Source organism: Streptomyces sp. NBC_01288, from assembly GCF_035982055.1.
Taxonomy (GTDB): Bacteria; Actinomycetota; Actinomycetes; order Streptomycetales; family Streptomycetaceae; genus Streptomyces.
Genome location: NZ_CP108427.1, coordinates 9,314,033 through 9,338,384 on the forward strand (window position 1 = coordinate 9,314,033; position 24,352 = coordinate 9,338,384).

A 24,352-nucleotide genomic window follows, 5' to 3' on the forward strand; every position below is an offset into this window, starting at 1 on the left:
CCGCAGGGAGTTTGCGCATGGGTTCCGATGAGGTCTTAACCACGCCGCTGGACGGGCTGTCGGCCGGCCCCGTGGTGCCGCGGCTGGTGCTGGGCGCGCGGTTGCGCGAACTGCGGGAGGACCGGGACATCGCCCGCGTGGTCGCCGGTGAGGCCATCCGCGCCTCCCGCTCCAAGATCAGCCGCCTGGAGGCAGGCCGCCACCGCTTCAAGCCGCGCGACGTGGCCGACCTGCTCACGCTCTACGGCGTCACGGACGAGGCCGAGCGAGCCACCCTGCTGGCCCTCGCCGAGGAGGCCAACTCCCCTGCCTGGTGGCAGCACTTCAACGACGTGGTCCCCACATGGGCGCGGGCCTACCTCGGGGCCGAACAGGCGGCGAGTCTCGTCCGCTGCTTCGAGGTCCAGCGCGTTCCCCACCTGTTGCAGACCGCCGACTACGCGCGCGCCTCGCTCCGACTCGCCCACGCGGGCGCCGGCGGTGCGGAACTCGACCGGCGGGTCAAGCTGCGGATGACCCGGCAGCGGATTCTGCGGCGGCGGCCCGCGGCACAGCTCTGGGCCGTGATCGACGAGGCGGCGCTGCGTCGCCCGGTGGGCGGAATCGGCACGATGCGGGCCCAGTTGAGGCATCTGATCGAGATCTGCCGACTGCCGCAGGTCACCGTCCAGGTGATGCCGTTCCTCGCGGGCGGGCACGCGGGGGAGGCCGGGCCGGTCACCATCCTGCGGCTGCCCGGGGGCCGGCTGCCCGACATGGTCTACCTGGAGCAGCGGGTCACCGCCCTCTACCCCGACCGGCCGACCGAGATCGAGTGCTACTGGGACGTCATGAACCGCCTGGTGGTGGAGGCGGAATCGCCGGAGGAGACTCCGACGATCCTGCATCGCATCCTTCAGGAGACGTGATCCTTCAGGAGAAGTGATCCTTCAAAGGACTTGAACTGCCGGGCGGGCTCTAGCGCTTGAGGGCGACACCGCCGTACTGGTGCACCTCCGCGGGGAGACCCCAGGCGCTGTCGTCGGGGCGCCACCGCGAGCAGGAGGCCACGCCCGGTTCGAGCAGTTCCAGGCCCTCGAAGAAGCCCGCGATCTGCTCGGGGCTGCGCAGGATGTACGGGATCGAACCGCCCTCGTTGTACTGGCGGATGGCGTCGACGTAGGCCTCGCTGGTGTCGGTGCTGTCGTAGTGGACGAGGTAGCTGCCCGAAGGCAGGGCGTCCACCAGGCGCCGTACGATCGCGCGTGCCTCGTCGTAGTCCTCGATGTGGCCCAGGATGCCCATCAGCATGAGGGCGACGGGCTTGTCGAAGTCCAGCGTCTTGCCGGCCTCACGGACGATGGTGACCGGGTCGCGCAGGTCGGCGTCGACGTAGTTGGTGACGCCTTCCGGGGAACTGGTGAGCAGCGCGCGGGCGTGGGCCAGCACCAGCGGGTCGTTGTCGACGTAGACGATGCGGCACTCGGGGACCACCCGCTGGGCTATCTCGTGGGTGTTGTCCACGCTGGGCAGCCCGGTGCCGATGTCCAGGAACTGCCGGATGCCCTCCTCGGCGGCCAGATGACGGACGGCGCGGGCGAGGAAGTACCGGGCGGCACGGGCGCCGGTCTCTATGCCGGGGAAGATCTCGCGGAACGCGTCACCGGCGACACGGTCCACCTCGTAGTTGTCCTTGCCGCCCAGCCAGTAGTTCCAGATCCGGGCCGACTGCGGCACGGTGGTGTCGAACCTGGCGAGCGGATCCTGCTCGGAGTTGTCTGCCGCGTCGGTCATGGAAGCTCCTGTGCGTACGGCGGTGAGAACCACGGAACCGTCGAAGATCGGCCGTGGACACCCACGTTATTCCCCCATGGCGCGACTCGTGTGCCTCGTCGGCCCCAACTGCACGTACCGGCCTGCTCGTTGGCTTGTTCGCTGCGCCCGGTGACGTGGAATCAGCCCTCTGCCGCGTGCCGGGTGAGGAAACCGATGAGGGCCGCGACGGTGGCGAGCACGGCCACGCTGGTGAGGGCGGCGGGGAGGGAGTACCAGTCGGCCATGAAGCCGATGGCGGGCGGTCCCAGGAGCATGCCGCCGTAGCCGAGGGTGGAGGCGATGGCGACGCCGTCGGGGCCGGCGAGGGTGCCGGCGCGTTCGACGGCGACGGGGAAGAGGTTGGCGAGACCGAGCCCGGTGATCACGAATCCGAGGACGGCAGCCCACAGGGTGGGCGCGAGCGCGCCGAGCAGCATGCCGAGGGCGGCGGTCGTGCCGCCGGAGACGAGGGTGCGGGTGCGGCCGAGCCGTTCGAGCAGCCGGGTGCCGGTGAGCCGGCCGGCGGTCATGGCGAGCGCGAAGCAGGAGTAGCCGATGGCGGCGGCGCCTGCGGTGGCGTCGAGGTCCTGCTCCAGGTGCAGAGCGCTCCAGTCGGCCAGGGCGCCTTCGCCGAAGGCGGTGCAGAGGGCGATCAGACCGAAGGTGAAGACGAGGCCGCGGGTACGGGGGTTGAGGCGGCGGGGGGCGGTCTCCTGCTTCGGGGAGTCCTTGGCCGTGTCCTCGGGGAGTGCCGGGGGCTTCAGGCGCAGCAGATTGCGGCCTACGACGGCGGTGACGAGCAGGCCGATCAGGGTGAGGCCGAACAGGTGCTGGGTCGGGGTCAGGAACCCGGCGACCAGTCCGCCCAGCCCGGCGCCGACCATGCCGCCGAGACTGAACGCGGCGTGGAAGCTGGGCATGATGGGCCGCCGCATCGCCCTGACCAGGTCGACCGCCGCGCTGTTGAACGCGACGTTGATCCCGCCGTAGGCCGCGCCGAAGACCAGGAGGACGAGGCCGAGGGTGAGGGGTGAGTGGGTGAGCGGTGGGAGGGAGACGCTGAGCGACAGCAACACGGCGCAGGCGACGGTGACTTGGTGGTTGCCGTAGCGGTGGCAGAGGCGGCCGGTGAGCATCATGGTGATGACGGCGCCGGCGGAGACGCCGAGAAGCGCCAGTCCGAGGGTGCTGGCCGATGCGCCGGTCTGTTCCTTGATGGCGGGGATGCGGACGACCCAGCCGGCGAAGATGAAGCCGTCGAGGGCGAAGAACGCGGTGAGGGTGATCCGGAGGCGGGTCAGGTCGGTGGGGGTGCCCGGCACGGCGTTGTGCGTTCGGGGTTTGTTTATTTGCGGCACAAATTCAGGCTAGGGGGATCCTCCTACAGGGACAAGGGGGAGTCGGCGGGCGTAGGTCGCCGGCCCTCAGGGGTTGCGATGGGGCTCGGGTTTTCGTTGTGCAGCTCTCTTCGAGGGGTATTAGGGCTCTTCCCGCAGACACCTTCTCTCAAGTCGCCCTGTGCGTTGCCCCTGCCCCTGCCTCTGATGTAGTCGCCGCACGGCTCAGGAATCCGGCCACACCTGGCCGTGCTTGAGCAGGCGGACGGTTACCGGGGGAGAGGCCGGCGAGTCACCGGCCGCCGCGCGCACCGCCTCCGCCGGCGGGGTCGAGTTCGGTGGCCCGGGCAGCCACGCCGGTGAGGGGGTGAGGGTTGGTGGGCGTCGTGATGGTGGCCACGGGGTATTGCTCCGATCCAGGCACAGGCGGCGCCAGGACGGGGATGCGGGCCCGACCTGGCTGGGATCCCCTCCGTCGTCCGGTTGGTGACGGCCGCTGCGGATCAGCCGCATTGCCGACCATCTGGGTCTGATGCGAGAGCCGGTTTCGTCAGCCTCGGGTATGCCATCGCGTCGCCTCCGGGGCCCTCCATGATCCGCACTGCGCATCCGGAACAGGGCCGGAGGCGACGACAGCACGGCCCCCGTCTGTTCGTCCTCGATGACACCCTCGCCCGCTCGGTCCACCTCACCCGGTGTCCGGCGAACGCGGTCCGGTAGTCCCGGTCCGGACACCAGGAAGCGAGTAACTCACCTGCTGGTTCCGGAGGTTCACCCGCGGCACCTGCCCACCTCCAGGGCGCGGAACACGGTGATCGAGGTGAAGTCGTCGCTGGGCACCGGGTTTTCCCTCTCCGCAGTCACCACCAGTGGCCCGCCAGGGCACCGGAGTTCGCCAGCCGGATCACGTGGCCCTGCCTGTTGGCGGACACGCTTCAAGCAGCGACCATCCGGTGCCGTCAGGACGGGCGACGGCAGTCGCGGTGTACGGACGCGGAACTTCTGGGCCCGAGGGTTACCAGGGGCCGTGGTCGGCCAGGCCGAGGGCCAGAGCGGCGGCAGCGGTGGCGAGGAAGACGATTCCGCCCACGATGTCGCGTGAGCCCACTCGCAGGTGGGCGATGATCGCGCCGATGAAGTACAGCACGAGGCCGGAGGCGGCGAGGGTGCCCAGGAGCGGCACGGCGAGCCCGGCCAGCAGGCCCGTGGTGCCCGCAGCCAGCAGTACGCCCAGCACGGGGACCCACTTCCGGGGTATGCCCTTCATGTCCGCCTGGGCCTTGGGGTATTCGTGGCCGATCAGGTAGGTGACGGCGGCGGCACCGTTGAAGACCGCGCCGATGACGGTGACCGTGACGTAGGCGGTGAACACGCTTTCTCCGTTTCTGTGGGGAGTTGTGTGGCCGGGCACTCCATCGGAGGATGCCGTTCTCTTGGAGGGGTCCAACGACTCGATTTGTGACATGAGTCGCCAGTCCGGCGCGCCGTTGGTCGGGAACGGGCGCGCTGACCGGTGACACCCTGCCCTTTGGAACTGGGACACGTGGGGCCATTACCTGTGGACTAGGCGAGTTCGACGTCGTGCAGGGCCACGTGGGCGACTTGGGGTGAGGCTGTTCACTTGTCGTTCGATATTTGTTGGGGCGTCTGCCGCTACTGTCTGGCGTGCACTCAGATCGACGACCATAAGACGACAAGAGCCAGTTTCCGTGGTTTCCGAATACGGGAGAAACACGTGAAGGTACTTCGCCTGCCGTTCGTCCTCGCCGTTGCACTGGCGGCCCTGTTGGGCACACTCGCATCGCCCGCTTCGGCTGTGGAGCGCACCTGCTACGGGAAAACAGGAAACTTCAACGCCAACTGGCTTCTCCTGGTGGACTGGGACCGAGGCGAAAGCGAATGCTTTGGCGTCGCGCCGTCCGGCAGTATTTGGCACACATGGCAGACCGCCGACACGTGGTACGAGATGCCGGGCAACGGCCGTGCCTCGTATGTCGCAAATGCTTATGACATCTACGACGGCATTTCCCAGAACGCTCAGAACATTGGAAAAGCCGTCAAGGTCGTCACGACGAGTAGTTCTTATTGCAGCTATCTTGACTATGCAACCAACACCTGGGGTGGCTGGTATGAGGTCTCCACTTCCAGCACATGCACGAACTCACCCAACATCGGGTACGAGGCTACGCACTGGCTCTTGCAGTAGGGCATAGCCGCGGTCCACGGACAGCTGCCTCGCGAGAGGCAGCTGTCCGTGGACCGCGGCCGGGACCAGTCATGCCCGGGGCTACGAGACGTTGCCCGTCGGCTGCGAGGCGGTGCAATCCTTGGCGCCCAGGTGGCGTGATGGATCTCGGCAGCGGCGCGGGCGCGGTTTCCTGTTCAGCCTCGGTCGCGGCGGTGGTGTCGGCGGCCTCCAACACCCCGGCCAACGGGGCGACTTCCTCCCGCAGCCCTTCCACCCGCACGCGGGGAGCCTCTCGTGCCTCCATTCCGCGCGCGACCACGAAGTCCCCGGCGCTGCCGTGCCGTCGGCCGTCGCCCTGCCGCTACTCGGTCCCCGGGTGTCAGTGTCTTTGTGCCTGGGGGTTGTTGATCCCGCCGTAGGCCTGGAGCCGTTGCGAGCGTGGCCGCTACTTCAGCCCGATCGCCGCGCAGGCCGCCGCGTACTCCGGGGTGCAGATGTCCTTGACGGTGTAGATGCCGTCCGCGATCACGGTGTCCTTGATGTTGTCCTTCGTGAGCGCGACCACCGGGACCAGCATCGTGGGGATCTTCTTCTCCGTGGGGCTGTCGACCGTGTCGCGGGTCAGGGAGTCGAACTGGATGTCGCGGCCCTGGACCTTGTACACAGCCATCTCCGCGGCGCGGGTGGCCTCCTCCGGGAACGGCTTGTACGCGGTCATGTACTGCTCGCCCGCGACGATCCGCTGGACCGCGTCCAGGTTCGCGTCCTGGCCGGTCACCGGTGGGATCTTGGTGGCGCCCGCGTCCTTCAGGGCCTTGATGACGGCGCCCGCCAGGCCGTCGTTGGCGGCGTAGACCGCGGCGATGTTGTCGAGGCCGACGGCCTTGATCGCGTTCTTCATGTTCGCCTCGGCTACAGCCGGCGACCACTTGTCGGTGTTGTACTCCTTGGCGATCTTGACGTTGTTCTTGAGTTCGCCGAGGGCACCGTCCTTGAACTTCGCGTAGTTCGTGTCCGCGGGGTCGCCGTTCATCATGACGATCTCGCTGGACGCCGCCTTGCTGCCGAGAGCCGTCATGATGGCGCGGGCCTGGATCTCGCCGACGAGTTCGTTGTCGTGGGAGACGTACGCGTCGATCGGGCCCTCCGCCAAGCGGTCGTAGGCGATGACGGGGATGCCGGCGTCCTTCGCCTTCTGGACCTCCGGCGCGATGGCCTTGGAGTTCAGCGCGTCCACCAGGATGACGTCGACCTTCTGGTCCACCATCTGCTGGAACTGCCGGCTCTGCTTGTCCTGGCTCGCCTCGGCGTTGGCGTAGACGACCTTGCCCTTGCCGTTGGTGAGCGCGGCGACCTCCTTCGTGATGACGGGGTGGTCGAAGGCCTCGAAGCGCGCGGTGTCCTTGTCGGGCAGGAGCAGTCCCACCGTGATGTCGTCGCCCTTCTTCGGAGATGCGGAGCCCTCGCTTCCGCCGATTCCGTCGACGACGCCGCACGCGGTGAGTGCCAGCGCTGACGCGGAGGCGGTCAGGGCTGTCGCGAGATGACGCACGGGGATTCCGCAAAGGGCGGGAGCGCTCACGTGAGGCGCCTTTCGAGTGTGAGGGGAGCGGGGTGGCATTCGGGGGCGTTGATGTCCGGTGAGAGGTGGCTGCCGGGCGAGGGGGGCTTGGCCCTTGTGTCCGCGGGGGCAGGACGGCTTCGATTCGGCCTGCGCGACCGCGAGTTACTCCTTCGCCTGTGCGATTCCTGTCTCCGGTCGTCACCGTCGCACTTCCTTGATGTGGACGGGGTGGTGATCACGGGGAGAGGTTGTGACGGCTTCGGTGACCCGGTTTGATCCGGCCACGTTCGCGGGGCGCAGGGAGGAAGCGCTGTCTCTCGGACGTCCTGACCGCGCCCGTTGTGGCGGGTGTTGGGTACAGCTGCGAGAAGTGACCTGCGGTAACGGGGAGTTGGTCGAAGCGGGGCACCCGTGACTGGCCAAGAGGCCTGTCGGGGCCGGGTGTTGCCGATACGCTGAAAGGCGGCCATGAACCGGGGGCGGGGCTGGGGGCGGGGGCATGGATCCGCGGAAGCGGTTGTCGGGTGGATACGTCTGTGAGCGCGAACTCGGCCGGGGCGGACAGGGAGTGGTGTGGCTCGCCCGGGACGGGATGGGGCGGCAGGTCGTGGTGAAGTTCCTGTTGCCCGGCATGGAGTACGACGAGGTCGCGCTCGCCCGTGTACGCCGGGAGTTCGGCGCGGCGAGCCGGGTCGGCGAACTCGCCACGGCGCGTGTCCTCGACGCCGATCTGTCCGGACAACACCCTTACATCGTCAGCGAGTTCGTCCAAGGACCCACGATCCAGCAGCATGTGGCCGCCGGCGGTCCGCTGCCCTCCGGCCGGCTCCAGTCCCTCGGGCTGGCCGTGGCACACGCGTTGGCGCAGGTGCACCGGGTGGGCGTCGTGCACCGGGACATCAAACCGTCCAACATCCTGCTCTCCCCGGACGGACCGCGGATCATCGACTTCGGTATCGCCCGCGACGACCGCTCGCTGGAGTCGGCGCTCACCACACCGGGCAGCGTGCTCGGCTCGCCCGCGTACATGTCGCCCGAGCAGGTCAAGTCGTTCCCGGTCACCGCCGCCTCCGACGTGTTCTCCCTCGGCGGCACGCTGTACTTCGCCGCCACGGGGCGGCACCCCTTCGCCGGGGAGAGCGACTACGAGGTCCTCGTTGCCGTGTGCACCCGCGACGCGGACCTCACCGCCGTACCGCAGCCGGTCCGTTCGGTCATCGCCGACTGCCTGCGCAAGGACCCGGCGGCACGCCCCACCGCCGCCCAGCTCGTCACCCGGCTCGCGGAGGCGACGGAGGTGGACGGCGCCCGGACGGAGTCGCGTACGCCCTCGCCACCTCCGCCCGGCCCCGGGAACGGCGGCGCGGGCTCCGGCCTGAGCGCCAAGCAACTGCGGTTATGGGGGTTCGCGGCCGGCAGCGCCGCGGTGGCCCTGCTGCTCGCCATCGTGCTCAGCACCACCTCGGGAGGATCGGCGACGGAGGGCGGCCCACAGGCTCACGGTTCGACCCCCTCGACCCACTCGACTTCCTCGGCTTCGGCGTCCTCGTCGTCCGGGAGATCGACGGCACCCGCCGGCTCCCAACTCCTCTCGTACACCGACGACTTGACCGACTCGGGCGACTGGTCGTACAAGGACCCGACCCTGGCGAAGATCACGCACCAGGGCGGGACCATGCTGGTGGATCCCAGGCCCGAGCTGGAGGTGTGGCCGCAGGCGCCCTTCGAGCCGTCCTCGTTCGCCGTACGGCTGAGCACCCAGACGGAGTGGTACGGAGGCGAGGGCGGGGTCGGACTGTGGTGCGACGGCTCGGGGAACTACTGGAAGGGCTCCCGCTGGGCGACCTACCTGACGACGGATCAGGAAGCCCTGATCGTCCGGGAGTTCAGGTTCAAGGGGAAGTTCCAGCACGACCGGGTCGTCGAGGTGAACCTCGCTGACCTGGGCCTGAAGGTGGAGAGCCGGCGACAGATCGACATGTCGATGACCTGTTCCTCCGCCGGTGAGGGTCGGATCAAGGTCGAGCTAGCCGTCAACGGCACCCGGGTCGCCGCGTACACCGGAAACGCCTTCGACGCGCGGGGCTGCGGTGTGGCCGCCTTCCACTACAGCGCCACCGACCCGCGGGGCACGGCCTATCACGCGGGTTTCGAGCGCTTCACCGCGACCGAATTGTCGGCGCGCTGACGTCTTCTAACAAAATTATCATCGAAATTGTTAACAATTCCCGGCTCCGGCTCAGGGTCCCGGCCTACAGTCTGGGACTCGTATGAGCCGCACAGCCAGACTTGCCCGCGGCGTCGCCGGGGTGGTGCCCAAGTACGGCTGTGACCACGCAACTCGCTGTACAAGGAGGTCCACGGGTGGACATGAACCGCAGAACGGTCATCCGCAGTGCCACGGGCGTCGCAGCCCTGGCCACGTTCGGAGTCGCCGAGGGCACGGCGGGCACGGCGTTCGCCGCCACCTCGTCGTCGGGCAGTTCGTCGAGCACGTCCTCGGCGTACTCGCTGGAGCTCGACCCCACCGCCTGGTCGTACGACTCGACCAACGACGTGTACTACCAGATCGGCAAGGTGTACGTCGCGAACCCGGCGGCGACGGACTACGAGAACCTGTCGATCTATGTGCCCGGCGCCTATCTGACGGCCACCGCGAACAGCGACGGGACCACGTACACCGCGAAGGCCAACCCGAAGGGCACCGTCGGCCAGTACTCGGGACGCACGGCGCCGATCGTGATCCCGGTCAACACCCCCGGCTACGCCCAGCAGGCGCCGGCCACGTCGTACAGCTACACCAGCGTGTCGGCGTACCTGGAGGCCGGGCTCGTCTACGTGTGGCCGGGCCTGCGCGGCCGGGACAGCTCGACCAGCACCCGCTCCGACGCGGCCCCCTGGGGCGTGACCGACCTCAAGGCCGCGGTCCGCTTCCTCCGCTACAACCGGAGCGTCCTGCCCGGCAGCACGGACGACATCGTCCTGTTCGGCATGAGCGGCGGCGGCGCCCAGGACACCGTGGCGGGCGCGTCCGGCGACAGCCCCCTGTTCGACCCGTACCTGCGCACGATCGGCGCGGCGATGGAGGACGCCCAGGGCCGGCCCCTCAGCGACGCGGTCGCCGGCGTCATGGCCTGGTGCCCGATCACCAATCTCGCCGAGGCCAACCTGTCCTACGAGTGGAACATGGGTCAGTTCGCCTCCACGAGCACGCGCGCGTCCGGCACGTGGACCAGCGCCTACTCGGCGGACCTCGCGAAGGCCTGGCCCAAATACCTCAACCGCCTGGGCCTGCGCGACGAGCACGGCAGGCGCCTGGAGCTGACCGAGTCCGGCAACGGCACGTACCTGTCCGGCAGTTACCACGACCACCTGATCGGGGTGATCACCACCTCGCTGAACAACTTCCTGTCGGACAACACCTTCCCGTACACGATCACGACCCAGGGCGGCCCGCCCGGATCGGGCCAGACGGGGACCTCGACCACGTACGAGACGGTCGCCGACTACGTCGCCTACCTCAACACCGACAGCACCTGGGTCACCTACGACGCCACGACCAACACCGCCACGGTGTCCGGCCTCGAAGGCTTCGTGAACAACCAGAAGGTCGCGAACAAGCCGGTCGGCGCGTTCGACGGATACTCCCGAGGGCAGGGCGAGAACAGCGTCTTCGCGATGGGACTCAACGTCCCGTCGCACTTCGCGCCGCTCACGCGTGACGTCATCAAGGCGAACGAGGCGACGTACGCCACGTACTCCGACTGGGACTCCGCCTACGGCTCCGCGGCCTACGACAGCGACTTCGCGAAGAAGGACAGCGTCGGCAAGGACATGGCCTGGCGGGGCGACGCGTACAACCCGCTGTACTTCCTCTCGCCCGCCTTCGACGGCTACCGGCGGTCGCAGGTGGCGCGGCACTGGCGCATCCGCACCGGCATCATGCAGGGCGACACGGCCAACACGACCGAGATCAACGTCCAGTTGGCCCTGCTGAACTACGGCATCCGCGACGTCGACTTCGCCACCGTGTGGGCCGAAGGACACACCATGGCCGAGCGCACCGGTGACTCCACGACGAACTTCATCAGCTGGGTGGAGTCCGTCGTCAAGAAGTGACCGGCGGCCAGGACACCCCGGGCGCCCGACCGCCAGGCTTGGTCGGGCGCCCGGTTCCGTCTCCGCTCACGTGCGGGAATGGCCGCGGCCCCACCCCGGTTGCCACGGTCATGACGACGAGCGCGCCACGCCCCGAGATCCTGCGATACACCGCCTTCTCCAGCGACCCGGCCGGCGGGAACCCCGCGGGCGTCGTCCTGGACGCCACCGCTCTGGACGACAGCGCCATGCTGGCCATCGCCGCCGACCTCGGGTACTCGGAGTCCGCGTTCCTGACCGCGCCCCCGGAGGACCTCGGCGGTGAGGAGAGGAGGGCGTACACCATCCGGTACTTCAGCCCCAAGGCCGAGGTGCCGTTCTGCGGGCACGCCACCGTCGCGACCGCCGTGGCGCTCGCCGAACGGGTGGGCCCCGGGGAGTTGGTGTTCGCGACACGCGCCGGAACCGTGCCGGTACAGGTGGTCGAGGAGGGCGGGACACTCCGGGCCACGCTCACCAGCGTCGAACCCCACATCGAGGACATCACCGCCACCGACCTCACGGAGGCACTCGCCGCGCTCGGCTGGCCGGAGGCCGATCTCGACCCCGCCTTCCCGCCTCGGATCGCCTTCGCGGGCGCCCGCCACCTCGTTCTCGCGGCGGCGACCCGCGCCCGACTCGCGGACCTCGCCTACGACTTCGCCCGCCTCGAAACCCTGATGCACCGACTCGACCTGACCACCGTCCAGTTGGTGTGGCGCGAGTCGGCCACCGTCTTCCACGTCCGCGACCCGTTCCCCGTCGGCGGCGTCGTCGAGGACCCGGCGACCGGCGCCGCGGCGGCCGCGTTCGGGGCGTACGTCCGTGAACTCGGCCTGGTCCCCGAAGCCGCCGTCCTCACCCTGCACCAGGGCGAGGACCTCGGCCGCCCCGGCGAACTCACGGTCACGCTCCGCGCGGGCGACCCGCGGGTCCGCGTCGGCGGCGCGGGAACACGCATCGGCTGAAGCGCCGGCAACGCAGAAGGCTCCCGTGCCGCTCGCCCAGCCAGTCCATGTCGGCGTACTGCGACGATCCGCGACATGTCAGTGACCCATGGCACCATCCCGGTCATGACATCGATCGACGAGACTCTCCTCCTTGAGACGGCCGCCAAATACGGCGTACCCGCCCCCGTCGTACGGGAGTTGATGGCCCGGGCGCGGCCGTGCCTCTACCTGGTGCCGTACGACGACGTGCCCGAGTCCCGTCGGGAGACCGCCCGCCCCGCCGCACGGACAGGCGGGCTTCCCGCCCTGCCGGACGGGGTGAACTGGCCTGACGGGAGGGAGCCGTTGGTGCTGAGTGTCGACTGCGCTGCCCTGCCTCACGGTGTCCTGGACATCGAACTGCCCGCCGATGGGCACCTGTTGTTCTTCACCGAGATCGAGTACCCGCCGGAGTCGTCCGCGGTGCTCCACATACCTGCCGGTGTACGCACCGCGGAGCGCCCCGCGTCGTACGAACTCGACGGTGAGGCCGGGGAGATCAGGGTCTATGAGCCACGCACCCTGTACCCCGTGCCCGGCCTGACCTTCGACGGTGAGTGGGAAGGGGGCCCGCAGATCAGCGCGTTCCTCGATGGCAACGGAAACGGCGACGGCGACGGCGCCCCGGACGCGCTGGACAGTTTCGAGGAGGCCGTCGGCGACCTGGCCTTCGGCGGGCATCGCCCCGGCGTCTGCGTCCAGATCGGCGGGTTCTCCGACCCGTGGGACATGGCCCCGGACACCGGCGAACTCGTGCTGCTCGCACAGCTGGCCGGGCAGGCGATCGACCACAACGTGTTCACCATGAACCTGATCGTGGGCACACGGGAGGACATCGCCGCCCGGGAGTATGCCGGGCTCCAGTACGAGCAGCAGTGCTGATCGCCGGTCACTGCTGGACGGAGGCCACGCCCAGTGGGGGAGTAGCGGTCGCCCGCCGTGGCTCCGACCGAGATCGCGGCGCTCAGGACGGCGATGGCCGCGGGCGTCGCCCCACTCGGGGTCGTACTCCCGCAGGCCCTGCGGCACAGCCGTAGGGGCGCCTTCGGTGCCGGCCGGCGCCATCTCCTCCTGCGGCGCGGGCAGCGCCGGCGCGCTCCGGGTCTGCGCCGCGACGAGGTGGCGGAGCTGTGCACGATGTCCGCCGACTACTTCGCGCGGCTGGAACGCGGCGACGGGCCGCAGCCCTCGGAGCAGATGCTCGCGGCCATCGCCCGCGGCCTGCGGCTGACCCCGGACGAACGCGATCACCTGTTCCTGCTCGCCGGGTACCGAACCGCCCGCCGCCCCCTGCGACTTGAGGCATGTGAGCTCCGGGCCGATGCGGGTCATGGACGGCCTGGCCGGCACCACCGCGCAGGTCATGGGCCCGCTGGGGAGACGTTGCTCCAGACGCCGTCCGCCGTGGCGCTGCTCGGTGAGCGGACCCACACCGGCAACTTCCGTAGCGCGACGTTCCGTTGGTTCACCGACCCGGCCGAGCGGGAGTGCTACGACCCCGATCGGCACGACGTCACCAGCCGGACCGACGTCGCCCTGCTACGCACCAGCGACTAGTTCGCCCGGCTGGACCTCCACCGCCAACTCCCGCTGGACCCGGACCAGGGCCGGTCGCCGCTCGTCCTCACCGCCACCCCCGGTACGGAAAGCCACGAGAAACCCGCCCTCCTCACCGTGCTCGGCACCGACCGGTTCGCCGCCGGCATCGAGTGATCGGTGAGTCCCCGGGTGTGAACGGTGGGGCTGGAGTGACATAAGTGCAGGTTGGTGCGACGGAACCGTCGCCTCCTCCCCGTGGAAGTGGCTGATGTTCGCCTGTTGAACGTAGGTCAGTGAACTGGCCGGGCTCCCTTATCGGTCAGCCGGAACGTGACTGATTGTCGATGTGAGCCGCGCGACGTCCGTCCGGCATGTGCCTGGTGGGCAGGCCTCTGTCCGAATTGGGTGTGACCTGATCGCCCTTGGGCGGTTTCTCTTCGTTACATGGCCGGATGAGACCATGTCGTGGCCCATATCGCACAGTTGGGAGTCCCGGCAAGGCGCCGGGTTTCAGTCAACCTCGTGAGGTGATCTTGGCTGAGATGGGTCGACAAGTAGACAATATTTCGGGCAGGCGCCCAAGGGCGACGAACCACTGCCCGACGAACGACCTCCGGATCGAGCCGGACACGGAGGAAGCGTGCAGGAGGGGTTGTGGAACGCTATTTCACCAGCGGGTGGCACGAGGACCTGCGCCAACGCGTGCGCGAGTTCGCCGAACGCGAGGTACGTCCGCGGATAGCGGAGATGGAGAAGTCGCGCACGGTGGCGCGCGAGCTGTCCAGTCTCATCGCCCGGCAGGGCTGGATCGGCGTGACCATTGGGAAAGAGTACGGCGGAATGGGTGCCGGGCACCTGGCCAAGACCATCACCATCGAAGAACTCGCCCGGGTATGCGGTGCTATGGGAGCCATGGTTCAGGCCTCCCAGCTCGGTGTGGCAAAGATCATCCACTTCGGGAACGCGGAGCAGAAGCGGAAGTGGCTGCCGCGCATCGCCGCCGGCGACTGCCTCCCGACCATCGCCGTGACCGAACCGGAGTCGGGCGGCCACGTGTTGGGGATGAGCAGTACCGCCGTCCGGGACGGTGACGACTACATCCTCAACGGCCGCAAGGTCTTCGTCGGCAACAGCCATGTCGGCGACGTGCACGGCGTGGTCGTACGCACCGGCGAGGGTTCGAAGGGACTGTCGGCCTTCCTCGTCGAGTCCGACCGCCCCGGCTTCTCACTCGGTGAGCAGGTGCCCTCGATGGGCCTGCACGGCTTCAGCTTCGGCGAGATCATCTACGAGAACTGCCGTGTACCGGCGGCCAATCGGCTCGGCACAGAGGGTCAGGGCCTGGCCGTCGCCTACTCCTCCAGCATCCTCTACGGCCGCCCCAACCTCACGGCCGTCTCCCTCGGCATCCACCAGGCCGCCTTCGAGGAGACGACGGCCCTGTGCATCGAGCGCGAGCGCTTCGGGGCACCGCTCGGCGACCTCACCAACATCAAACTCAAGCTCGGCCGGATGAAGTCCCGGCTGATGACGGCCCGGCTGGCCGCCTACCACGCCGTCCACCTCCTCGACCAAGGGCTGTCCTGCGACGCGGAGTTGATGAACGCCAAACTCCTCAACGTCGAGGCGGCCGTCGACTCCGCCCGTGACAGCATGGAGATCCACGCCGCCAGCGGTCTGTTCACCGACCGCCCCGTGGAGCGCTATCTGCGCGACGCCCACCACATCTACGCCCCCGCCGGCACCTCCGACATCCAGCTGCTGAGGCTGGGCGAGGTCGCGCTCGGCACCGCCAAGGGCCAGTGGTCCGAGCGACTGGCCGACCTCGTGCGGACCGTCCAACCCCCGCGCCGCCTGGGCCAGTTGGAGACGGCCGGGCACGCGGGCTGAACACCGGGGAGCCACGGACACAGCGTCGTGCCCGCGGCTCCCGTACTTGAACTCTCCTCGTCCCGGCGGCCGTTGCGCAGCGGGCTCAGATCCCGCCCCGGGTCTCCATCGCGTGGAGCCGGTCGACCAGTTGCTGCGCCAGCGACTTGATCGTCGCCAGACCCTCGCGTCCCCACGGATGGGTGTCCGTGTCGACCACGCAGATCGTGCCCAGGGCCATGCCCGTCTTCCAGTCGATCAGTGGCGCGCCCATGTACGAGCGGATGCCTATCTCGTCCACGACGCTGTTCCCCGCGAACCGCGGGTAGTCGCAGACGTCCTCCAGGACCAGGGCCTTCTTCCGCACGACGACGTGCGGGCAGTACCCCTGATCACGCGTCATCGTCCGGCCGACCTCCGGCTGCTCCTCCGGCGCCAACTGGACGCCCGGACGGCCACCGGCGTAGAGGCCGGCGAAGTACTGGCGGTTCTCGTCGATGAAGTTGACCATCGAGAACGGCGCGCCCGTGACCTGCGCCAGGTTGCGGGCGAACTCGTCGAACTCCGCGATCGGCGCGTTCCCGAGGCCGAGTTCACGCAGTCGCGCCACCCGGGCGGACGCCTCCCGGTCCTCGGGCGTCAGCAGCAGATGGCTGGTCGGGTCGTACGAATTCTGGGTGGAGTAGGGAACCGGGGCTGACATGCAGGCTCCATTCGGTCGCGTCGAGCGTGGGCTCAGCGTGACGGGTAAAGCTCCGCGGGCGGGGTGCCGGGAGTCGAGGCGAGCAGGTGCTGTACGAGTGCGATCAACACGCGGGTACCGGAGTTGCACTGCCGCGCGTCGCACATCACGACGGGTACGTCGGGCTTGAGGTCGAGGGCCGCGCGGATCTCGTCGGACTCGTAGTGATAGGAGCCGTCGAACTCGTTGACGGCCACGATGAAGCCGATGCCGCGCCGCTCGAAGAAGTCGACGGCGGCGAAGCAGTGGTCCAGTCTTCGGGTGTCCGCGAGCACCACGGCGCCCAGCGCGCCGTTCGACAACTCGTCCCACATGAACCAGAACCGCTCCTGCCCGGGCGTACCGAACAGATAGAGGACGTGCTCCTTGTCCAGGGACATCCGGCCGAAGTCCATCGCCACGGTGGTGGTCGACTTGTCCTCGATGCCCACCAGGCTGTCGGTGCGGGCGCTCACGGAGGTCAGCAGTTCTTCGGTGCTCAGCGGCTCGATCTCACTGACCGCACCGACGAACGTGGTCTTGCCGACCCCGAAGCCCCCGGCGATGAGGATCTTCAGGGCGGTGGGGAAGGGGTCAGAGCCGCTTACGTAGTCCATGCAGCACCGCCTCCAGGAGGTTTCGGTCGGTCGGGGAGGCCGCCTCGACGGCACGCGGCGAGCGCAGGGTGAGCGCCTGGTGCGTCACGAGGTCGGAGAGAAGAACTTTGGTGGTCACCGCGGGCAGCCGCAGATGCGCGGCCACCTCGGCGACCGAGATGGGAGTGCCGCACAGGGTGAGGACCTGGTCGTAGTCGGGTCCCAGATAGCTCTGTGGCCTGGTGCCGGTGGCCATCACCAGGGTGAGCAGGTCGAAGTGCGCCGAGGGGCGGGTACGACCGTTGGTGACGGTGTACGGCCGTATTAACCGCCCTGCGTCGTCGTCGAGCCACGACCCGTCCTCCGCGTCCGACATGGTCAGCGCCTCGGATCCATCGACGAGCCGGCCCCCTGCTGTCGGACCGGCGTGGCGAGATAGGGACGGACGCTCTTGACCAGCATGGCCATCTCGTAACCGAGGACGGCCGCGTCGGCCTCCCGGTCGGCCAGCACGGCCAGACAGGCGCCGGAGCCCGCGGCGCACACGAACAGCAGGGCGCTGTCCAGCTCCACGACCACCTGCCGCACATCGGCGCCCTGGGCGAACTGCGCGCCCGCGCTACGGGCCAGCGAGTGCAGACCGGACGCCAGGGCGGCCAGATGCTCGGCCTCGGCCGCCGTATCCAGCCCGTCGGCGGCCTTCGCGAGGCCGTCCGTGCTCAGCAGCACTGCGCTGCGGGTATAGGGGACCCTCTGGACGAGTCCCGCCAGGAGCCAGTCGAGGTTCTGCTGGCCGGCGTGCATGTCGCTCACGGTGGCGTTCTTCTCCTTGTTGCGAGTAACGGAGCCTGCGGTCAGCGAGCGCTGTCAGTGGGAGGCTCGTCGGGTTCGTTGTCGGCGAGGCTGACTCCGCGCCGGAACATGGCCATCAGTCCCGGATCGTGCTCGACCTCTTGTTCCTCGGTCTTGCGCGGGGCGGGACCCTCACGCAGCTCGGGTACCAGGTGCTCCTGCGCGTGCCGCTGGGGCAGCCGCGGCCGCTCGTCCCGGGACTCCCTGACATACGGCACGGACCCGCGCTCGCGCGGCGCCGACGGCTCCACCGTCCTGGGGTGCTGTTGCTGGGGCTGCTGCGTGTGCTGCGGGTGCTGGTGCACGACGGGCATCGGCGCGTTCCCGGAGCGGGCCGGGGGCAGCGGCTGGCGGAACGTGGGCGGCGGGGCGGCGGCCTGGGACGGGGGCGCCTGTACGGCCTGGTGGTGGGCCGGGGCGGCCTGGGCCGGCCGGGACATGTCGGCGATCTCCTGGTACTGGGCCTGGGCGGTTATCTCGCCGGGCTCGTCACCCATCAGGCCGCGCGGGATGACCAGGATGGCCTGGATGCCGCCGTAGATGTTGCTCTGCAACCGGACCGCGATGCCGTGCCGGCGGGCCAGCGCGGACACCACGTACAGGCCGATACGGCCGTCCGCGAGGAGCTTGCTGATGTCGATGCGGTCGGGCTCGGCGAGCAGGGTGTTGATGCGGGCCTGCTCCTGCGTGGGCATGCCCAGTCCGCGGTCCTCGACCTCGACGGCGAGTCCGGCGGTCACGCGCTGGGCGCGCATCAGCACCTGGGTCTGCGGCTCGGAGAACGTCGTGGCGTTCTCGACGAGTTCGGCCAGCAGGTGGATGACGTCGGCGACGGCGTGGCCGCGCAGGGTGCCCTCGATCGGGGGGACCAGCTTGACCCGGGAGTAGTGCTCGACCTCGGCGATCGAGGAACGCAGCACCTCGGTCAGCGTCACCGGGCGGGTCCACTGCCGGCGGGACACCGAGCCGCCGAGCACGGCGACGTTCTCCGCGTGGCGGCGGATACGGGTGGCGAGGTGGTCGACGTGGAAGAGGCCCTTGAGCAGCTCCGGGTCCTCGACCTCGTTCTCCAGCTGGTCGAGCATGTTGATCGCGCGGTGCACCAGGGACTGCAGACGCCGGGCGAGGTTGACGAAGACCTCGACGCGCTCCTCGCTGTCCGGCGCGGAGGCCCGGGCGAGCTGCGCGGTCTGCGCGACGACGGTACGGGCCTGCCACAGGCCCACACCTACATCGTACGTCAGCCTGCCGAGCGGGTCCGTCTGCGACGGCGGCTGGTGCGTGAACGGCACCTGCTCCACCGGCTCGCCCCGCTCCAGCCGCTGGAGCACGTCCTGCAGATCGGCCTGCCCGGTGGCGACCGTACGGCGCAGCGACGCGTACTGCTGCGAGATCCCCGCGGCCTCGGAACGCCCGAGCCGAACGCCCGTGAACAGGATTCCGCAACCGAGCACGGCGGCGACGGCGAGCACCGTCCAGGTCGTCCCGTCGGCGAAGCCGCTCTGCGTGCGCAGCACGATCAGGACGACGGCGGTGGCGAGGATCGCCATCGCGGCGGCGGGCAGTACGGCGAGCCGGACCGTGCGCGACCGAGTGGCCGAATCCGACGGTCCGTCCTGGACGGAGGACCGGGCGTGTCTGTTTCGCGCGGAGCTCGATCCAGTCATTCGATCCGGCTCCGAGGGCACAGCATAGGAGGGGATTTCGGGCATCGGAGTCCTCTCGATCAACCGGGTGGGACACACGGCGCGCAGCGCTCACTAACCGTCAAGTCCGGTAAGGAATGCGACAGTTAACGGTCAGCCACCCTACGCCACCATCCTTAATGCGGTGTAATCACGTCACGTCTGACGCCCAACCTGGCCTGCTGAAACGGTTCTCTGGTGGTTCCTATGAAGAGAACGGGCTCTGATTACGCGGCATAGGACCTATTTGCCGCATGTCGCAACGCACCGGAAATCCAGAGTTGGCACGACTGTCGCCTGCGGGAGCCGCAAAGTTCGCCCTGCAAGACGGCGTACGGGCAGGGGAGTTGGCGCGTCTGTGCCCCCAACCGTGTGAAGAGGTCGGGGAGTTACGGTGCGCCCGCGGTGGCTGGATTCACGCCCCTGTCCGACGGGTCGATCGCGGGGGTGCGCTGCTCGCCGAGGCCGATGCGCCCGTCCGGTGCGGCGACACCGGCGGCCACCACATCACCCGCCCGCGAACAACGAGGCGTGCGGGCCCGGCACTTGACGAGCGCCTTCCGCTTCACGGCGGCCGACGCGTCGACCCGCCCCGGATGTCAACACTTTCTTCCCCAGCTCTTTCCTTCCGCCGGTGAACCTCGTCGGCTCCTTTCACCTCTACGACGTGTAGTGGAGGTTGCCCCGGAGTGAACTGCCGACCGACGGGGACGGAGCGAGGAGAAGGACGCCATGGATGACGGTCCCCGTGCCGGCGCTGGTCTCCGGCTGAGGCGGCGCGACGCGCCCGCCATGCCCGGGCCGCTGTGGTCCCGGCCGCTCGCGACCGAGCCCGCGGCGCCCCAGCAGCTGCACCGGGGGATGACGCTGATCGCCGCGATCAGCCTGTTCATCGGCACCCGTGACGCCTGGACGAGGGCGATGACGTCCCGTCCGGACGTCGCCGGGATCATCTCCGTCTGTTACGCCGGGATCCTGGTCGCGGGCGTCCTCGCCCTCACCGCGCGCACCCGGCGCGCCCTGACCCGGGTGGACGCGGGCGTCCTGGTGCTCGCCGTCGTGCTGGTGCTGTGCGGGTACTGGCTCAACCACGCCGGCACCGACGAGGGCGTGCTCACCGCGCAGGCCGCCCACGAGATCCTGCACGGACACCCCATCTACGGGCAGCCCTGGCCGTGGCTGTTCGACCGTTCGGCGGTCGGCATCACGAAGACCATGTCGGGCGGCGCCGACTACACCTACGGCTATCCGCCCCTGACCGCGCTGCTCGCCGCCCCCGTCCACGCCGTGGTCCACTCGACGGCCGCCGCCACCCTCGTCACCACCGGCGCGCTGCTCGCGGGCGCCGTCCTGCTGTGGTGGCTGCTCCCGGCCCCGTGGCGGTCCGGCGCCACCGCCGTGTGCCTCGGCTTCGGCTTCCTGCCCGGGTACGCCTACGCCGGCTACCCCGCCGTCCTCGCCCTGGTCCTCCTCATCCCGGTGGTGGTCCGCTGGCCCGACACCGGAGCCGGCGGCCGTCTCGGACTGCCCGGAGTGGTCCAGGCCCTCTGCCTCGGCGCGGCCTGCGCCACCCAGCAACTCGCCTGGTTCCTCACGCCGTTCCTCCTCATCGGCCTCTACGCCGTCCGCCGCGGCGACCTCGGCCCTGGGCCGTGTCCGCAAAGTCCCGCCTGCCCCGAGACGCCCGGCACGCCCTCTCGCCGCACCGGACGAAAGCCCACGTACAACCAGTACGAGGGCTTCCGCCCGGCACTCCCCAGCCTCCGGCCGGGGGCCCCAGAGCACGCACCGGACGCCGCGGGGCCCGCCCTTCGGGCGGACGACGGGACTTTGCGGACACGACCCCGGCCCGCCCTCGGCGTCGTCGCCCGCTACACCGGCACCGCCGCCCTCACCTGGGCCGCGATCAACGCCTACTTCGCCACCCAGGATTTCCACACCTGGCTGCACGGCCTGCTGCTCCCGCTCACCCAGAAGGCGATCCTGCACGGCCAGGGCCTGATGGGGATCTCGTACTACTTCACCGCGGGCAGCAGGCACCTCGACTACTACTCCTACGGCAGCCAGCTGCTCCTGTTCGGCCTGCTCGCCGCCACGCTGCTCTTCGTGCGGCGGCTCGGCCCGGCGATCACCGTGCTGCCCTGGCTGAGCTTCTACCTGGCCACCCGGTCCCAGGACGGCTACTTCCTGATGATGACCCCGCTGTGGCTCGCGGCGGCCGCCACGGTCCCGGCCTCCGCGTTCGCCTCGGCCTGGCAGCCCCGCATCCCGCACCTGACCGGGCACCGGGCCAAGGCCGTCCTCGCGGTGGCGCTCGTCACGCCCGCCGTCGTGTGCGCGACGGTCGCGGCGGTCAGCGCGCCGCCGCTGCGGATGAACGTCACACCGAGCTTCGCGGAGCGGGCCGGCCACCTGGACATCACCGGACTCGCGGTCCGGGTCGTCAACATCACCGGCACCCGGCTCACCCCCCACTTCGCCAGCCGCCTCGGACAGGGCGCCTCCGACTGGTGGACCGCCTCGGGCGGCCCCGCGACCCTCGCCCCGCACGCCTCCGCGACGTATCTCGTGAAGCCGCCCGGCGGTGTGCGGCGGGCGCCGGGCGGGTCGCATCCGCGCTTCTATCTCATCGCCGTGACCGGTACCCCGATGACCATCACCAGCGCACGGATTCCGATCAGTTGACCGAGTTTGACGTAAAAGGATATCCCGTAAATGAGAAAGGCCCTACAGGGTTCTCATCTGAGATTGTTATATTGCGCAACCACGCAAGAGAGGCAGACCCCCTGCCTCGCCCGACCCGACACGGCCGCGCGCCCCTGGCCGCAGCATCGAACGGCCTGAACGGCCCGACCGTACGTGGGAGTGCCAGATGACCGACCTCGGGGACGGCCCCGTGGGACATGCCACGCGCAGCCGCACACGAGGCGTGCCCAGGCCGCGTGCGGGTGAGGCCGACGAACCGCTGCCCACCGGCGGCCGGGCCGCCGCCCGCGCCGCTGCCCGCCAGGCCCCGCGCGGCGGATCCCGCGCACGCGGCCGCGCCGCCTCGCGGCGCCGCGTCAAGCAAGGCCCGGGCGGCAAGCGGGTGTTGAAGATCAGCGCGATATCCCTGTCGGTGCTGATCATGGTGACCGCGGGTGCCGGCTGGTGGTTCTACGAGCACCTGAACGGCAACATCAACAGCATCGCGATCGACGACGGCGCGGGCGGCAAGGAGAAGGCCGACGCCTTCGGCCGTACACCGATCAACCTCCTCGTGATGGGCAGCGACGCCCGGAGCAGCGCGACCGACTGCAAGCTCGGCGGCGGCTGTTCGTCGACCGGCGTGCAGACCGGGAACGGCAACGCGGACGTCGAGATGGTGGTGCACATCTCCGCCGACCGCTCGAACGCCACCGTGATGAGCATCCCGCGCGACACCATGACCCAGGTCCCCGCTTGCAAGGACCCGGACAGCAGCCAGTCGACGGCCGGTTACTACGGCCAGATCAACAGCGCGTTGCAGTACGGCCAGGAGTGCCAGGTCAAGACCGTGCACGCGCTCACCGGCATCACCATCGACCACTTCGTGCAGATGGACTTCTCCGGTGTGGTGAAGATGTCCGACGCGGTCGGCGGTGTCTCGGTGTGCGTCGACGCCGACGTCTACGACACCTACTCGCACCTGAAGCTGTCCAAGGGCACCCACACCCTCAAGGGCAACGCGGCGCTGGAGTTCGTCCGCTCCCGGCACGGCTTCGGCGACGGCAGCGACCTCGGCCGTACCGTCTCCCAGCACCTGTTCCTGAGCGCGATGATCCGCAAGTTCAAGAGCGCCGGCACGCTCACCGACCCCCAGGCGGTCTACAACCTGGCCGACGCCGCCACCAAGGCGCTCACCGTGGACACCGGCCTCGGCACCGTCAAGAAGCTCATCGGGCTCGCCGCGGACCTGGACAAGGTCCCCACGAAGCGCATGACGTTCACCACGATGCAGACCGGCGCCGACCCGAACAACGCCGACCGGGTCGTGCCCGCGACGGCGGCGAAGAGCCTGTTCGGGACCATCGCCAACGATCAGTCGCTGACCACCTCCTCCGGGAAGAAGTCCTCGGCGGCCACCGCGACCGCCACGGCGGTGGCCGTGCCCGCCGCGCAGATCGCCGTGACGGTGGAGAACGGCACCAGCATCAGCGGGCGCGCCTCGACGGTCGCCACGTCCTTGATAGACGGCGGCTTCAGCTCCGACACCACGACCGGCAACGCCGGCGTCAGCGCGACCACGACCACGCTCACCTACGGCACCGACCAGAAGGCCGAGGCCCAGACGGTGGCGAGCGCGATCGGCCTCTCCTCCTCGCACCTCAAGCAGGGCACCGGTACCGGCCTGACCCTGGTGATCGGCACGGACTGGCCCAGCGGTACGACGTACCCCGGCGCCACCTCGTCCCCGGCCCCCGCCGACACCAAGGCGGCCACGTCCAACGCCCAGGCCTCGACCGCCGACCAGTCGAAGTCCTGCGCCAAGGTCAGCACCTACAAGACGGTCAGCCTGAACGGCGTCCCGATGACCCCGACCCAGGCCTACCGACAGGCGACGAACAAGAAGGACTCGGCGTCCTGACGGGCGCTATACGACGCTCTCGGCGGTCCAGGTGATGTGCGGGGGATCCACCCGCGCGCACAGCGGGCCGCCGTTCGCGTCGGTCAGACCGAGCCGGCCGACCAGCAGACCGTCGGGCGCGGCGGCGGCCAGGACGTCGTCCGGCACCGAGTCGAGCATGAGCTTGGCGCGCCGGAACATGGTGAAGAGACCGGCCGCGTCGACCGTCCCCCACGACAGATAGACGAACCGCAGACCCATCCGGTGCTGCACATAGGGGCCCGTCACCACGACGCCGTCCGGCGAGACCTCCGCCACGCACTCCAGGTTCCAGTTCGCGGACACGGCGTCGCCAGGCTGCGGATCGAGCAGCTCGGCCGGACGGTCCCGGCGCTGCACGGCGACATGGACGTTGTCGTACGCCTGGATGGGCTTGTCGGCGGGGGCGGGGAAGGTGCGGCCGGGCAGATCGACGGCGTCGATACGAATGTGCATA

20 protein-coding genes are annotated in these 24,352 nt (G+C 69.4%); 10 read left to right on the forward strand and 10 right to left on the reverse strand.

What is annotated here, in order from left to right; translation table 11 throughout:
* Positions 1-17: 17 nt before the first annotated feature.
* Positions 18-908 carry a helix-turn-helix domain-containing protein gene (locus OG194_RS41825; RefSeq protein WP_327405924.1) on the forward strand — a complete coding sequence of 297 codons (891 nt, stop codon included), beginning with the start codon at positions 18-20 and terminating at the stop codon, positions 906-908.
* 49 nt (positions 909-957) lie between these two features.
* Here OG194_RS41825 and OG194_RS41830 read toward each other — a convergent pair whose 3' ends face one another.
* The 3 genes from OG194_RS41830 to OG194_RS41840 form a co-directional block, all read right to left on the reverse strand.
* A complete protein-coding gene (locus tag OG194_RS41830) occupies positions 958-1,773 on the reverse strand; it encodes an SAM-dependent methyltransferase (RefSeq protein ID WP_327405925.1) in 816 nt (271 codons plus the stop codon).
* A gap of 161 nt (positions 1,774-1,934) precedes the next feature.
* A complete protein-coding gene (locus tag OG194_RS41835; protein WP_327405926.1) occupies positions 1,935-3,116 on the reverse strand; it encodes an MFS transporter in 1,182 nt (393 codons plus the stop codon).
* Positions 3,117-4,146: 1,030 nt separating this feature from the next.
* Positions 4,147-4,503: a DoxX family protein gene (locus tag OG194_RS41840; RefSeq protein WP_327405927.1), complete on the reverse strand. Its 357-nt coding sequence runs from the start codon at positions 4,501-4,503 to the stop codon at positions 4,147-4,149.
* Positions 4,504-4,866: 363 nt separating this feature from the next.
* Between OG194_RS41840 and OG194_RS41845 the strand changes: the two genes are divergently transcribed.
* Positions 4,867-5,337, forward strand: coding sequence for a hypothetical protein (locus tag OG194_RS41845; protein ID WP_327405928.1), 471 nt, complete (start codon positions 4,867-4,869; stop codon positions 5,335-5,337).
* 427 nt (positions 5,338-5,764) lie between these two features.
* Here the strand turns inward: OG194_RS41845 and OG194_RS41850 are convergent, their stop codons facing one another.
* Positions 5,765-6,871 (reverse strand): sugar ABC transporter substrate-binding protein, encoded by a 1,107-nt coding sequence (locus OG194_RS41850; RefSeq protein WP_327405929.1) that lies wholly within the window; start codon positions 6,869-6,871, stop codon positions 5,765-5,767.
* A 511-nt stretch (positions 6,872-7,382) separates the two neighbouring features.
* Between OG194_RS41850 and OG194_RS41855 the strand changes: the two genes are divergently transcribed.
* The 6 genes from OG194_RS41855 (at position 7,383) to OG194_RS41880 (ending at position 15,438) form a co-directional block, all read left to right on the forward strand.
* Positions 7,383-9,071, forward strand: a complete 1,689-nt coding sequence (locus tag OG194_RS41855; protein WP_327405930.1) for a serine/threonine-protein kinase — start codon at positions 7,383-7,385, stop codon at positions 9,069-9,071.
* Positions 9,072-9,253: 182 nt separating this feature from the next.
* Positions 9,254-11,002 (forward strand): esterase, encoded by a 1,749-nt coding sequence (locus OG194_RS41860; RefSeq protein ID WP_327405931.1) that lies wholly within the window; start codon positions 9,254-9,256, stop codon positions 11,000-11,002.
* 110 nt (positions 11,003-11,112) lie between these two features.
* The gene (locus OG194_RS41865) at positions 11,113-11,988 is read left to right on the forward strand and encodes a PhzF family phenazine biosynthesis protein (RefSeq protein WP_327405932.1); all 876 of its coding nucleotides are present in this window, start codon (positions 11,113-11,115) and stop codon (positions 11,986-11,988) included.
* 75 nt (positions 11,989-12,063) lie between these two features.
* Positions 12,064-12,891 (forward strand): DUF1963 domain-containing protein, encoded by an 828-nt coding sequence (locus OG194_RS41870; protein ID WP_327405933.1) that lies wholly within the window; start codon positions 12,064-12,066, stop codon positions 12,889-12,891.
* A gap of 57 nt (positions 12,892-12,948) precedes the next feature.
* Positions 12,949-13,566 carry a helix-turn-helix domain-containing protein gene (locus tag OG194_RS41875; RefSeq protein WP_327405934.1) on the forward strand — a complete coding sequence of 206 codons (618 nt, stop codon included), beginning with the start codon at positions 12,949-12,951 and terminating at the stop codon, positions 13,564-13,566.
* 636 nt (positions 13,567-14,202) lie between these two features.
* Positions 14,203-15,438 (forward strand): acyl-CoA dehydrogenase family protein, encoded by a 1,236-nt coding sequence (locus OG194_RS41880; protein ID WP_327405935.1) that lies wholly within the window; start codon positions 14,203-14,205, stop codon positions 15,436-15,438.
* Between the two features lie 85 nt (positions 15,439-15,523).
* Here OG194_RS41880 and OG194_RS41885 read toward each other — a convergent pair whose 3' ends face one another.
* From OG194_RS41885 to OG194_RS41905, 5 genes are read right to left on the reverse strand one after another with little or no spacing between them, the layout of a single operon-like run.
* Positions 15,524-16,120, reverse strand: a complete 597-nt coding sequence (locus tag OG194_RS41885; RefSeq protein WP_327405936.1) for a GAF domain-containing protein — start codon at positions 16,118-16,120, stop codon at positions 15,524-15,526.
* Positions 16,121-16,152: 32 nt separating this feature from the next.
* On the reverse strand, positions 16,153-16,755 hold the full coding sequence (locus OG194_RS41890; protein WP_043677399.1) for a GTP-binding protein: 603 nt from the start codon (positions 16,753-16,755) through the stop codon (positions 16,153-16,155).
* Positions 16,733-17,110, reverse strand: a complete 378-nt coding sequence (locus OG194_RS41895; RefSeq protein WP_327405937.1) for a DUF742 domain-containing protein — start codon at positions 17,108-17,110, stop codon at positions 16,733-16,735. Before OG194_RS41895 ends, OG194_RS41890 begins: the two co-directional genes overlap by 23 nt.
* A 2-nt stretch (positions 17,111-17,112) precedes the next feature.
* Positions 17,113-17,538 carry a roadblock/LC7 domain-containing protein gene (locus tag OG194_RS41900; RefSeq protein WP_327407380.1) on the reverse strand — a complete coding sequence of 142 codons (426 nt, stop codon included), beginning with the start codon at positions 17,536-17,538 and terminating at the stop codon, positions 17,113-17,115.
* Between the two features lie 50 nt (positions 17,539-17,588).
* On the reverse strand, positions 17,589-19,253 hold the full coding sequence (locus tag OG194_RS41905) for a sensor histidine kinase (RefSeq protein ID WP_327405938.1): 1,665 nt from the start codon (positions 19,251-19,253) through the stop codon (positions 17,589-17,591).
* Positions 19,254-20,003: 750 nt separating this feature from the next.
* On the opposite strand from OG194_RS41905, the gene OG194_RS41910 reads away from it, so the two are divergent.
* Positions 20,004-21,956, forward strand: coding sequence for a hypothetical protein (locus OG194_RS41910; RefSeq protein ID WP_327405939.1), 1,953 nt, complete (start codon positions 20,004-20,006; stop codon positions 21,954-21,956).
* A 187-nt stretch (positions 21,957-22,143) separates the two neighbouring features.
* Entirely contained in the window at positions 22,144-23,877 is a 1,734-nt protein-coding gene (locus tag OG194_RS41915) for an LCP family protein (RefSeq protein WP_327405940.1), read from the forward strand.
* Positions 23,878-23,883: 6 nt separating this feature from the next.
* On the opposite strand, the gene OG194_RS41920 is transcribed toward OG194_RS41915, so the two are convergent.
* Positions 23,884-24,351 (reverse strand): DUF5990 family protein, encoded by a 468-nt coding sequence (locus OG194_RS41920; RefSeq protein ID WP_327405941.1) that lies wholly within the window; start codon positions 24,349-24,351, stop codon positions 23,884-23,886.
* Position 24,352 lies beyond the last annotated feature (1 nt).